Source organism: Variovorax sp. YR266, assembly GCF_900107295.1.
GTDB lineage: Bacteria > Pseudomonadota > Gammaproteobacteria > Burkholderiales > Burkholderiaceae_C > Variovorax.
Window position 1 is genome coordinate 418,808 of sequence record NZ_FNPM01000006.1, and the last position, 10,857, is coordinate 429,664.

At 67.1% G+C, this 10,857-nt stretch carries 11 protein-coding genes and 1 pseudogene; 5 read left to right on the forward strand and 7 right to left on the reverse strand.

Going from position 1 to position 10,857, the window contains the following annotated elements:
* Positions 1 to 8: 8 nt before the first annotated feature.
* The 7 genes from BLW48_RS18555 to BLW48_RS18585 all read right to left on the reverse strand — a co-directional run bounded on the left by BLW48_RS18555 (position 9) and on the right by BLW48_RS18585 (position 6,541).
* Positions 9 to 719: an ABC transporter ATP-binding protein gene (locus BLW48_RS18555; protein WP_093176798.1), complete on the reverse strand. Its 711-nt coding sequence runs from the start codon at positions 717 to 719 to the stop codon at positions 9 to 11.
* A complete protein-coding gene (locus BLW48_RS18560) occupies positions 716 to 1,477 on the reverse strand; it encodes an ABC transporter ATP-binding protein (protein WP_093176799.1) in 762 nt (253 codons plus the stop codon). Before BLW48_RS18560 ends, BLW48_RS18555 begins: the two co-directional genes overlap by 4 nt.
* A complete protein-coding gene (locus tag BLW48_RS18565) occupies positions 1,470 to 2,450 on the reverse strand; it encodes a branched-chain amino acid ABC transporter permease (protein WP_093176801.1) in 981 nt (326 codons plus the stop codon). The genes BLW48_RS18560 and BLW48_RS18565 overlap by 8 nt, the downstream gene beginning before the upstream one ends.
* Positions 2,447 to 3,319: a branched-chain amino acid ABC transporter permease gene (locus tag BLW48_RS18570; protein ID WP_093058989.1), complete on the reverse strand. Its 873-nt coding sequence runs from the start codon at positions 3,317 to 3,319 to the stop codon at positions 2,447 to 2,449. The genes BLW48_RS18565 and BLW48_RS18570 overlap by 4 nt, the downstream gene beginning before the upstream one ends.
* Positions 3,320 to 3,331: 12 nt before the next feature.
* A complete protein-coding gene (locus BLW48_RS18575) occupies positions 3,332 to 4,537 on the reverse strand; it encodes an ABC transporter substrate-binding protein (RefSeq protein ID WP_093176802.1) in 1,206 nt (401 codons plus the stop codon).
* 21 nt (positions 4,538 to 4,558) lie between these two features.
* Complete coding sequence (locus BLW48_RS18580) at positions 4,559 to 5,341, reverse strand: GntR family transcriptional regulator (RefSeq protein ID WP_093176804.1); 783 nt, start codon at positions 5,339 to 5,341, stop codon at positions 4,559 to 4,561.
* A 192-nt stretch (positions 5,342 to 5,533) separates the two neighbouring features.
* Positions 5,534 to 6,541 (reverse strand): AraC family transcriptional regulator, encoded by a 1,008-nt coding sequence (locus BLW48_RS18585; RefSeq protein ID WP_093176806.1) that lies wholly within the window; start codon positions 6,539 to 6,541, stop codon positions 5,534 to 5,536.
* Between the two features lie 179 nt (positions 6,542 to 6,720).
* Between BLW48_RS18585 and BLW48_RS18590 the strand changes: the two genes are divergently transcribed.
* The 5 genes and pseudogenes from BLW48_RS18590 to BLW48_RS18605 all read left to right on the forward strand — a co-directional run.
* Entirely contained in the window at positions 6,721 to 7,512 is a 792-nt protein-coding gene (locus tag BLW48_RS18590) for an SDR family oxidoreductase (RefSeq protein WP_093176808.1), read from the forward strand.
* 28 nt (positions 7,513 to 7,540) lie between these two features.
* On the forward strand, positions 7,541 to 8,779 hold the full coding sequence (locus BLW48_RS18595) for a styrene monooxygenase/indole monooxygenase family protein (protein ID WP_093176809.1): 1,239 nt from the start codon (positions 7,541 to 7,543) through the stop codon (positions 8,777 to 8,779).
* A gap of 14 nt (positions 8,780 to 8,793) precedes the next feature.
* Positions 8,794 to 10,029 (forward strand): annotated as a pseudogene (locus tag BLW48_RS36070) (styrene monooxygenase/indole monooxygenase family protein); the annotation flags it as partial.
* A complete protein-coding gene (locus BLW48_RS35830) occupies positions 10,003 to 10,527 on the forward strand; it encodes a flavin reductase family protein (RefSeq protein ID WP_256330825.1) in 525 nt (174 codons plus the stop codon). The pseudogene BLW48_RS36070 and the gene BLW48_RS35830, both read left to right, overlap by 27 nt.
* Before the next feature lie 46 nt (positions 10,528 to 10,573).
* The coding region (locus tag BLW48_RS18605; RefSeq protein ID WP_177142357.1) for a dienelactone hydrolase family protein at positions 10,574 to 10,857 on the forward strand (284 nt) is incomplete at its 3' end.

Below are 10,857 nucleotides of genomic sequence, written 5' to 3' on the forward strand. Positions count from 1 at the left end.
TTGAGGGCTCAGAGCCCCAGGTACACGCGCCGCAGTTCGTCGCTGCCGAGCAACTCGCCGGGCAGGCCCGAGAAGCGCACGCTGCCGTTTTCCAGCACGTAGGCGCGGTCGGCAATTTCGAGCGACTGGCCGACGTTCTGCTCGACCAGCATCACCGCGAGGCCGCCGTCGCGCAGTTCGCGGATCAGCGAGAACATCTCTTCGACCAGCAGCGGCGAAAGGCCGAGCGAGGGCTCGTCGAGGATCAACAGCACCGGCTCGGCCATGAGGCCGCGCGCGATGGCCAGCATCTGCTGCTCGCCGCCGCTCATGGTGCCGGCGTGCTGGTCCATGCGCTCGCGCAGCCGCGGGAAGATGTGGAACGACTTCTCCAGGTTCGTCGCACGGCGCTCGCGTGCCCGCGTGAAAGAGCCGAGCTCCAGGTTCTCGCGCACGCTGAGGTTGGGGAACACCTTGCGGCCTTCGGGCACCTGGATCAGGCCGGCCTTGACGACGTCGCGGTAGTGCGCGCCGCTCAGGTCCTTGCCGTCGAAACGCACCGTGCCGCCCCAGGCCGGGCAGAGGCCGCAGACCATCTTGTTGAGCGTGGACTTGCCCGCGCCGTTGCTGCCGAGCAGCGCAACCATCTCGCCCGCGTTCACGTGCAGGTCGACGCCGCGCAGCACCTCGACGCGACCGTAGCCGCCGCGCAGGCCCTGAATATCGAGCAGTGCGCTCATGCTGCAACTCCCGATGCGGCCTTGCGCAGCCGCGCCGCGGTGCCGTGGCCCAGATAGGCTTCGACGACCTTGTCGTCGGAAGTCACCTGCGCCGGGGTGCCCTCTGCGATCAGCCGGCCCTGCGCCAGCACCCACACATGCTCGGCCAGGTGCATCACGGCCTGCATGACGTGCTCGATCATCAGCACGGTGACGCCGCTGTCGGCGATGCCGCGCACCACCGGCATCATCTCGGCGATCTCCTGCGGGTTGAGACCGGCGAGCACTTCGTCGAGCAGCAGCAGGCGCGGCCGTGTCGCGAGCGCGCGGGCCAGTTCGAGGCGCTTGCGGCCGGCCACGGTGAGGTCGGAGGCGGGCTTGTCGAGCTGCGGCGCGAGGCCCACGCGCAGCGCAACAGCTTCGGCGTTCTGCAGCGCCTCGGCGCGGCCGCGCACATGCAGGTGCGCGCCGACGGCGATGTTCTCGCGCACGGTCTGCGCGGCGAACGGCTTCACGATCTGGAAGGTGCGGGTCATGCCGAGCGCGGCGTTGCGGTGCGGCTCGCGGCCGGTGATGTCCTGCCCCGCGAAGCGCACGGTGCCGGTGTCGGGCTTGAGGAAACCGGACATCAGCGCGAACAGCGTGGTCTTGCCCGCGCCGTTCGGGCCGATCAGCGCGCTCAGGCTGCCCTCGCGCACCGAGAGGCTCACGTTCTGCACGGCCTTCAGGCCGCCGAAGGAGCGCGAGAGGCCATCGATGGCCAGCAGGGCTTCAGTCATTGCGGTCTCCCTTCGCCTTCCACAGCTGCCGCACCGACAGCCCGATGCCCGCGATGCCGCGTGGCACGAAGATGACGATGAGCACCAGCACCGTGCCGTAGATCACCATGTTGATGCCGGGCAGTTCGCCGAAGAGGTTGCGCGTGAAGTCCGACAGCAGGTGCAGTACGACGGCGCCGAGCACCGGCCCCCACATCGTGCCCATGCCGCCCACGATGGCCGCGACCAGCGCCTCGATCGACACGGCCGGGCCGTAGGCGATCCCGGCATCGATGTACTGGAACACCTGCACGTAGAACGCACCGGCCGCGCCCATGAAGGCTGCCGACAGACCGATGGCCGCCAGCTTGACGCGGAACGGATTGACGCCGACGGCGCGCGCCGCATCCTCGTTGTCGCGCACCGCCTGCAGGTAGGCGCCGAAGCGGCCGTTGCGCAGCCACCAGGTCACGAGCAGCGCGGCGACGACCATCGCGAGCACCACCCAGAGGTAGCCAGCGCGCGTCGAGAACTGCAGGTTGGCCACCGACTCGCGCAGCGGCACCATGAGCCCGACGCCGCCACCGGTGAAGTCGACCGACAGTGCAAGGATGCGAAACACCTCGGCAAAGGCCAGCGTGACGAGCGCGAAATACGAGCCCTTGAGGCCGTAGCGGAAGGTGAGGGCGCCCATGAAGAGGCCGACGAGTGCGGCACCGATCACCGCGAGCGGCAGCGCGACCCAGGCGTTGATGCCGCCCTGCAGCTGCGCGATCGCCTGGATGTACGCACCGGTGCCGAAGAACAGCGCATGCCCGAACGAGAACTGCCCGCCGAAGCCGCCGAGGATGTTCCAGGCCTGTGCGATGAGCGTGGCGTAGAGCGCCATCATCACGAAGTTGAGCGTGACGCCCGAGGTGGTGACGAACGGCACGCAGCCGACCAGCACGGCAAAGAGCGCAATGCCCGCGAGCTGCTTCAGGCCCGCGTTCATGCCTTGGCTCCGAACATGCCCTGTGGCCTGAAGAGCACCACGCCGATGAAGATCGCGAAGATGCCGATCTGACCGAGCGACTCGCCGAGGTACAGCCCGCCGAGCGACTCGACCACGCCGACGAGGAAGCCACCGATCAGCGCCCCGACGAAACTGCCCATGCCGCCGAGCACGACGATGGTGAAGGCCACGAGCACGAAGCCGCCGCCGACCTGTGGGTTGACGTAGTAGGCCGGCAGCAGGAAGCACGCGGCCGCGCCGAGGCAAGCGAGGCCGATTCCGAAGCTCATCGCGTAGACATGGTCGACGTCGATGCCCATGAGCTTGGCGCCCTCTTTCTCCTTGGCGACGGCGCGGATCGCGCGGCCGAGGTCGGTGCGGCCCATGATCCAGAACAGGATGCCCGAGACGACCAGCGCACCCGCGAAGGCGACGAGCTTGGGCACGGCGATCATCGCGGGGCCGATGGCGACGGTGCTCAGCGAGTAGGCGGTGTCGATGTTGCGCGTGTCGGACTTGAAGAACAGCAGCGCGAGGTTCTCCATGACGATGGCGATGCCGAGCGTGGCGAGCAGGATGTTCTCGTCCTTGCCGTGACCCGCGCGGTTGATGACCACGCGCTGCAGCGCGTAGCCGAGCGCGAACATGCCGAGCACCACGATGGGCAACGCAAGGTAGGGGTCGACGCCCAGGCGCTCCTTGAGGAAGTACACCGCGTACAGCGCCAGCATCAGGCTGGCGCCGTGCGCGAAGTTGATGATGTGCAGGACGCCGTAGATCAGCGTAAGCCCCAGCGCGATCAGTGCGTACACCGCGCCCGTCGTCAGCCCGTTCAGGACCGACGGGAAAAGAATGCCGAAATCGAACATCCCGCCTTCCGATCAGACAGCGCGCAGCGGGAACACCGGCTCGACCTCGCGATAGTCGCGCGGAATGATGACCTTGATGTCGTTCTTCACCACCTGCGTCATGAGCGGCTGCGCGCCTTCGTTCTGGCCGTTGACGAACTTCGTGGGGCCATAGGGCATGAAGTGGTTGCCGAAGGTGCTCTTCTCGAGCGCGTCGACGATTGCGGCACGCTCCGTCGACTTGGCGCGCTCCAGCGCATCGGCCAGCAGCCACATCGCGGTGTAGGTCATGAAGACCTCGTAGCTGAAGAACTGGCCCTTGGCCTCGACGCGCTTGCGCAGGTCCTGCGCGCGCTTGTCCTTCGGGTTGAACCAGTGGTTGCAGTCGATGATGCCGTTGGCCGCGTCCGGAAATTCCTTCACGAACTTGTAGCTCGATGCCGCGCCGCCCAGCACCGAGAAGATCGCCTTGGGCACCACCTTCTGCTGCTGCATGGTACGCACCAGCAGCGCGTATTCGTTGTAGTAGTTGGCCGGGATCACGATGTCGGGGTTGATCGACTTCATGCGCAGCACGATGTTGTTGAAGTCGCGCGTGGGGTTGGCGTGCTTCACCACCTCCTTCACCTCGAAGCCGTAGCCCGGCAGCTCGCGCGAGAGCAGCTGTGCGGTGCCGGCGCCGAACAGCGACTCTTCGTGGATGATCATCACGGTCCTGGCCGGGTTGCCTGCGGCCTTGTTGAGCACCAGCAGGTTGGCCATGGCCACCTCGGTCGACTTCTTGTAGCCCGGGCCGAAGCGGAAGGTGTTCTTCAGGCCGCGCTCCACGATCTGGTCGGCCACGCCCACGTCCACCACGTGCGGCAGGTTGTACTTGGCCGCGGCCTGCGTGGTTGCGAGGCAGATGGCCGAGGCATAGGCGCCGACGATGGCCGAGACGCCGGCCTCGTTCATCTTCTCGACCTCGGCCGAGCCGGCCTGCGGCTGCGATTGCGCATCGCCCAGCAGGGCCTCCAGCTTCGCGCCGCCGAGCGACTTGATGCCGCCCGCGGCGTTGATGTCCTCGATGGCCATCAGCGCGCCGAGGCGGCATTGCTGGCCCGAATAGGCCAGTGCCCCGGTGACCGGATGCAGCACGCCGACCTTGACGGTCCTGGGCTGCGCCCCTGCCACGAGCGGGAAGGCAACGGCAGTCGCCAGGGCGGCGGACTGCGACACGAAACGGCGGCGGTTCTGCATGGTGGGGCTTTCCTTTTCTCTTCAGTTGAACTGGGCTGACACGTCTTTGCTGACCCACACCTTCGCGTCGATGCTGCCCACGCGGGAGAGCTGCATCTCGTAGGTGTAGCGATCGGGGCGGTAGAGGCCGTGCAGCCATTGCACGGGCCGCTCGTCTTCGTCGTAGATCAGGCGGCGCACCGCGAGCAGGGCCGAGCCGACCGAGACATCGAGGTGCTGTGCGAGAACGTTGTCGGCCAGGCGCGCGGAGATGGTCTGGTGCGCGCGGCCCACCTTGACGCCCGACTCCTCGAGCAGCACGAGGATGGGCTTCTTCGACAGCTCGCGGCGGCCGAAGCGGCGCGCGATCGTGTCGGGCACGTAGGTGGTGATGTGGGAGAGCGGGCCCTCCTTGGTGGAACGCACGCGCACGGCTTTCTGCACCGGGTCGCCGAGCTGCAGCTGCAGCGCCTCGGCCACCTGGGTGGAGGCGGTGATGGTCGCGACCTCGATGACCTTGACCGAGGTGTGCAGGCCCATGGTGACCAGGTTCTCGAGCAGGCCGCGCAGATTGGCGCGTTCCATGCCTTTGGTGCCGGGGCTCTCACCGCTGACCGGCGGTGGCAGGGCACGCGTGCGGCGGCCGGGGTTGCGCGCGATCAGGCCTTCGGAAGACAGCTGTTCGAGTGCGCGGCGCACCGTGACGCGCGCCACACCGAATTGCGCCATGAGCGCGAGCTCGCCGGGCAGGCCCTCCGCGAAACGCCCTTCGTGCAACTGTTCACGCAGGACCAAGTAGATCTGGTGATATTTGGGCAAAGGCATTTGCGACATGCCTTTGATGTTTTTGCAGTTTCAATGTTCTGTCAATGGGACATTTGAGATCGAGATGGGTCTCGGGCCAGACTGGTGGAATCGCGCACCGTCGATGCGGCGTTTCAGACCCTCGACGAAGCGGGGGGCATCGAACAGGGTGGGGGAGGCAGGCACCGGGCAAGCGTCGGCCCCCCGCCCGTATCAGAAGGCGCGCGATGCCCGAGTCTCGGACGGCCGCTCGCCGAAGCGGGCGCGGTATTGCGCCGCGAAGTGGCCCAAATGAAGAAAGCCGTACTTCTGCGCCACCTCTCGCACGCCCACTGCGGCGACGCCGGCCGATGCCAGCAACTCGGCCCGCACCCGGTCGAGCCTGATCTCGCGCAGAAACTCCATCGGCCCCTGGCCCGCGTGCTGGCGAAACGCCAGCTGCAGCGCGCGCGCACTGCAGCCGACTTCGCGGCAGACGTCGGCCAACGACAGCGGCTCATCGGCATGGGCTGCCATGTATTCCTGCGCCCTGCGGACCACGCGAGGCAGCAGGCTGCGCTGTGCTTCGCCGGCCAGGGCGCGCGAATGGTTGTGCCCCGCCGACATCAGCAGGCTCGCCATCAGGTACGCCTCGGCATGCTCGGCCAAAGGGCCGCCGGCCTGCAGCGTGTTGCCGGCGTCGAGCGTGAGCCGCAGATAGTCGATGAAATGCACCACCGGCGCCAGCGCGGGGTTGTCCAGCGGCACGCCCAGATCGAACACCAGGGCCTGCCTGACGGGGGCCTGCAGCAGCGACTCGAGCCGCGAGAGCAGCGCCGAGCGCGCCAGCCGGACGATCAGGTGCGGGCTGTCGTCGGCCCAGCGCATCGACAGCGGTTCGGTGGGCGAGGGCAGCGATGCGAGACGGGGCGTCGCTTCCACGTGCTGCGCGCCGCAGTGAATCTCGGCGCCGCCGCGCAACGGGATCTGCAACAGGAAGAAATCCTGCAGGTAGCCGGGGTCGATCTGCACGCCGGGGCCGTACTGCACGTAATTGAGGCTCACGTCCCGATGCAGCCGCGCGCTGTGGTGGCAGGCGTCGAGTTCGGTGCGGGGTCGCAGCATGACCAGGCCGTGCGGACAGAACACGCGGGCCACGCTTTCACGGGCCTCGTCCATGTCGTGGCTCTCGAAAAGCCGGTAGCGCTGCAGCGGCAGCGGTGGGGTCGTGACGGTTTCCATGGGGCGCAGTCACCCTAGCAAAAACCATCCCCACCCACAATTCGGATCACCCCTCGACAAAAACCTGCGCGCCAGGGACAGGGCCTGCGTTTGCGGGATTCGCCGAACGCCTGCTTGCTCATAACGTTCGCTCCACAGGCCAACCGGCCTGCCCCGATCAACCGAGGAGAGCAAGCGTCATGTTCAAGGGACTCGAAGGCAGGAGCGCCATCGTCACCGGTGGCTCCACACTGATAGGCGCCGGCGTGGTGCGCGCGCTGCACGCGGCCGGCGTGAAGGTCGTTGTTGCCGACATCGATGCCGCCAATGGCCAGGCACTGGCCGATTCACTCGGCTCCGGCGCGCGCTTCGTGCGCACCGACATTACCGACGACGCGCAAGTGCAGGCCTGCGTGGCACAGGCGGCCGCACAGCACGGCGGCGTGCACTTTCTCGTGAACCTCGCGTGCTCGTATGTGGACGACGGCTTCAAGTCGCCGCGCGCCGACTGGCTCACGTCGTTCAACGTGAATGTTGCGAGCGCGGTGGCGATGCTGCAGGCCGTGCACCCGCACATGGTGGCGGCCGGCGGCGGGGCGGTGGTCAATTTCACGAGCATCTCGTCGCGCGTGGCGCAGACGGGGCGCTGGCTCTATCCGGTGAGCAAGGCCGCCATGGCGCAGCTCACCCGCAACATGGCGATGGACCTGGCGCCGGATGGCATCCGCGTGAACAGCGTGTCGCCGGGCTGGACATGGTCGGCCGTGATGGAGCGCCTGAGCGGCGGTGACCGCGCCAAGACCGACCGCGTGGCCGCGCCTTTCCATCTGCTCGGGCGTGTCGGCGATCCGGACGAGGTGGCGCAGGTGGTGCTGTTCCTCTGCTCGGACCACGCGAGCTTCGTGACCGGCGCCGACTACGCGGTGGACGGCGGCTATGCCGCCATGGGCCCCGAGCAGGCCGTGCCCGCCATTCCCAAGTTGATGGACTAGCTCCGAACGGAGCATCAAGGAGCAAGCAATGAAGCGAATCGCCATCGTCGGCGCGGGCCAGTCGGGCCTGCAACTGGGTCTCGGACTGCTCGCGGCAGGCTACGAGGTCACGATGTTCAGCAACCGCACGGGCGAAGACATCCGCCGTGGCAAGGTCATGTCGAGCCAGTGCATGTTCCACACCTCGCTGCAGATCGAGCGCGACCTGGGCCTGGACCACTGGGCGCACGACTGTCCCACAGTGGACGGCATCGGGCTGGCCGTGCCGCATCCCGAGCAGAAGGGGGCCAAGGCCATCGACTGGGTCGCACGGCTGAATTCGAGCGCCCAGTCGGTCGACCAGCGCGTCAAGATCCCGGCCTGGATGGACGCGTTCCAGAAGAAGGGCGGCGAACTCGTCTTCAAGGACGCGGGCATCGACGAGCTCGAGGCTTGTACGCAAAGCCACGACCTCACGCTGGTGGCCAGCGGCAAGGGTGAGATCTCGAAGCTCTTCGAGCGCGACGCGCACAAGTCGAGCTTCGACAAGCCGCAGCGTGCACTGGCGCTGACCTACGTGAAAGGGATGAAGCCGCGCGAGCCGCACTCGGCCGTGTGCTTCAACCTGATTCCCGGCGTGGGCGAGTACTTCGTGTTTCCGGCGCTGACCACGACGGGGCCCTGCGAGATCATGGTGTTCGAAGGCGTGCCCGGCGGCCCGATGGATTGCTGGACCGATGTGAAGACGCCGCAGGAACACCTCGCGCGCAGCAAATGGATTCTCGACACCTTCCTGCCGTGGGAAGCGGAACGCTGCACGAACATCGAGTTGACCGACGGCAACGGCATTCTCGCGGGCCGCTTCGCGCCGACGGTCCGTAAGCCGATCGCGACATTGCCCTCGGGGCGCAAGGTGCTGGGTCTGGCCGACGTGGTGGTGCTCAACGACCCGATCACGGGGCAAGGTTCCAACAACGCGGCCAAGTGCGCCGACACGTACCTCAAGAGCATCCTCGCGCGCGGAGATGGCGCGGCCGATGCCGCGTGGATGCAGCAGACCTTCGACCGCTACTGGTTCGGCTACGCGCAATGGGTCACGCAGTGGACGAATATGCTGCTCGCACCGCCGCCGCCCCATGTGCTCAAGCTGCTCGGCACCGCCGGCGCGATGCCGCCACTGGCCAGTGCCTTCGCCAACGGGTTCGACGATCCGCGCACATTCTTCCCGTGGTTCGCGGATCCCGCGGAAGCGGATCGCTACATCGAAACCTGTGCGTCCGTCGCATAGCCTGGAGTGAACGCATGAAGCGACGCGTGGCCATCGTCGGCGCCGGACAGTCCGGCCTGCAGCTCGCGCTCGGCCTGCAGCGCGCGGGGCACGAGGTGACGGTTTTTACGAACCGCACGGCGCGGGAGATTTTCGAAGGGCCGGTGATGTCCAGCCAGTGCATGTTCGAGACCGCGCTGCAGACCGAGCGCGAACTGGCGCTGGACTGGTGGGCGGGTGAGTGCCCACCGGTGGAGGGCATCGGCATGACGGTGCGCAACCCGGAAGGCGGCAAGGCCCTCGAATGGAGCGCGAGGCTCGACGGGCCTGCGCAGTCGATCGACCAGCGGCTCAAGATACCCGCCTGGATGGCGGAGTTCGAGAAGCGCGGCGGCCGGCTCGTGCTGCAGGACGTGGGGCTCGATGCGTTGGAGGCTTGCGCCGCAACGCACGATCTTGTGGTCGTTGCAAGCGGCAAGGGCGAGATCTCGCAATTGTTCGAGCGCGACACGGAGCGCTCGCCATTCGATCGACCTCAGCGTGCATTGGCCCTGACCTACGTGAAGGGGATGAAGCCGCGCGAGCCGTACTCGGCCGTGTGCTTCAACCTCATTCCCGGCGTGGGCGAGTACTTCGTGTTCCCGGCGCTGACCACGACGGGGCCCTGCGAGATCATGGTGTTCGAAGGCGTGCCCGGTGGCCCGATGGACTGCTGGACCGATGTGAAGACGCCGCAGGAACACCTCGCGCGCAGCAAATGGATTCTCGACACCTTCCTGCCGTGGGAAGCGGAACGCTGCACGAACATCGAGTTGAGCGACGACAACGGCATCCTCGCGGGCCGCTTCGCGCCGACGGTGCGCAAGCCAGTGGCGAGGCTGCCTTCGGGGCGCAAGGTGCTGGGCCTGGCCGACGCCGTGGTGCTCAACGATCCGATCACCGGCCAGGGCGCCAACAACGCAGCCAAGTGCGCCGACATTTACTTGAAGCGGATCCTCGAGCACGGCGACGCACCGTTCGACGCCGCGTGGATGCAGGAGACTTTCGACCGTTACTGGGAAGGCTATGCCCGCTGGGCCACCGACTGGACGAACAGCCTGCTCGCGCCGCCGAAGCCGCACCTGCTGAAGCTGCTGCAGAGCGCCACCCATATGCCCGCGGTTGCGAGCACCATCGTCAACGGCTTCGATGATCCGCGCATCTTCACGCCCTGGTGGTTCGATGCCGTCGAGGCAGACCGTTTTCTGGAAACCCGGGCGCGCGAGGCGGTTGTCGACCGCTTCGACCGACGCGACTTCCGCAAGGCCCTCGGACAGTTCACCACCGGCGTGACCGTCATCACGACCCGGGCCCTCGACGGCCGTCGCGTGGGCATGACCGCCAATTCGTTCTCTTCGGTCTCGCTGGACCCGCCGCTGGTGCTGTGGAGCCTGGCCCGGCAGGCGCCGAGCGTGGCTGACTTCACCGGCGCCAGCCACTTCGCGATCAATGTGCTGGCGGCACATCAACACCACCTGTCGCGCCAGTTCTCCACACCGCAGGCGGACAAGTTCGGCGGGGTGGACTGCTGCGAGGGCACGGCCGGCGTGCCGTTGCTGAGTGGCGTCATCGCCCGGTTCATCTGCCGCAACGTGAAGCAGTACGACGGCGGCGACCACCTGATCTTCATCGGCGAAGTCGAGCGCTACGACCGCTTCGACGGCGAGCCGCTGGTCTTTCATTCGGGCTACTACCAGGTGACGACGCGACACCCGGAATGCGTGCAATGAGCGCATGGCCCACACCATCATCCAACCCTTGAACGGAGCAGTTCACATGCAGGAAAAAGCGCCCGACGCCACGCACCACATCCGCATCCAGGCCACCGACGGCAGCGGCAGTTTCAATGGCTATCTGGCCGTGCCGCGCTCGGGCAGCGGCCCCGGTCTGGTGATCGCGCAGGAAATCTTTGGCATCAACCACACGATGCGCGAGGTGGCCGACTACTACGCCGAAGAGGGCTATGTGGTGCTCGTGCCCGACCTGTTCTGGCGGCAGGAGCCGAACGTGGAGCTCGGCTACAGCGAAGCCGACTGGCAACGCGCCTTCGCGCTCTACGG